Source organism: Escherichia sp. Lx600-2 (assembly GCF_036662595.1).
Lineage (GTDB): Bacteria > Pseudomonadota > Gammaproteobacteria > Enterobacterales > Enterobacteriaceae > Escherichia > Escherichia coli.
This window is the reverse complement of the sequence record NZ_JAYQWM010000235.1, coordinates 1-1,219: the sequence shown is the minus strand read 5'-3', so window position 1 is coordinate 1,219 and position 1,219 is coordinate 1. Positions and strand designations below refer to the sequence as shown.

Annotated in this window: 1 pseudogene; it reads left to right on the top strand. The window is 36.2% G+C overall.

Annotated elements, in window-relative coordinates:
* Positions 1-53: 53 nt before the first annotated feature.
* Positions 54-1,219 (top strand): annotated as a pseudogene (gene espL4, locus OQV04_RS24735) (type III secretion system effector EspL4); the annotation flags it as partial.

Below are 1,219 nucleotides of genomic sequence, written 5' to 3'. Positions count from 1 at the left end.
TCACTGTTCTGATAGTTAAAATTCAAGACATCAATAAACAATGAGATATTTAAATGATTACTCGTATTCCTCGTAGTTCTTTCTCTGCAAATATTAATAATACAGCCCAGACAAATGAACACCAAACCCTGAGTGAATTGTTTTATAAAGAACTCGAGGATAAATTTTCTGGCAAGGAGCTGGCGACGCCTCTATTAAAAAGCTTCTCAGAGAACTGTAGACAAAACGGTCGTCATATCTTTAGCAACAAGGATTTTGTCATTAAATTTTCCACGTCTGTCTTACAGACTGATAAAAAAGAAATTACTATAATTAATAAAAATGAAAACACGACACTCACTCAAACCATTGCTCCAATATTTGAAGAATACCTAATGGAAATTTTACCTCAACGCTCAGACGCTCTTGATAAACAAAAATTAAATCTAAACTCAGATAGAAAAGAAAAAGAATTCCCAAGAGTTAAACTTAATGGTCAATGTTATTTTCCGGGGCGCCCCCAAAACCGTATAGTATGCCGACACATTGCTGCACAATATATTAATGATATTTATCAGAATGTTAATTACAAACCCCATCAAGATGATTACTCTTCAGCTGAAAAATTTCTCACGCACTTCAACAAAAAATGCAAAAACCAGACTTTGGCGTTGATTTCCAGCCGTCCTGAGGGGCGTTGTGTTGCTGCCTGCGGTGATTTCGGGCTAGTTATGAAGGCATATTTTGACAAGATGGAATCAAATGGCATCAGTGTTATGGCTGCCATATTATTGGTAGATAACCATGCTTTGACGGCCCGACTAAGAATAAAGAACACAACTGAAGGATATACCCATTACGTGGTTTCGGTTTATGATCCAAATGTAACTAACGATAAAATAAGAATCATGAGCGAAAGTAAAGAGGATATTAAACACTATTCTCTGATGGATTTTATGAATGTAGATTATAGCCTCCTGAAATGGTCAAATGATCATGTTATTAACCAATCTGTTGCAATAATTCCAGCACTTCCAAAAGAACAGCTATTGATGCTAAAAGGATCTGTGGATGAAATAACCCCTCCATTATCACCTGCAACGATGAATTTGCTAATGGCAATTGGTCAGAATCACCAACTTAAGCAACTGATGATTCAACTCCAGAAAATGCCAGAACTACATAGAACAGAAATGTTGACTGCCTATAATAGTATTAACCTCCCCGGTTTATATTTGGC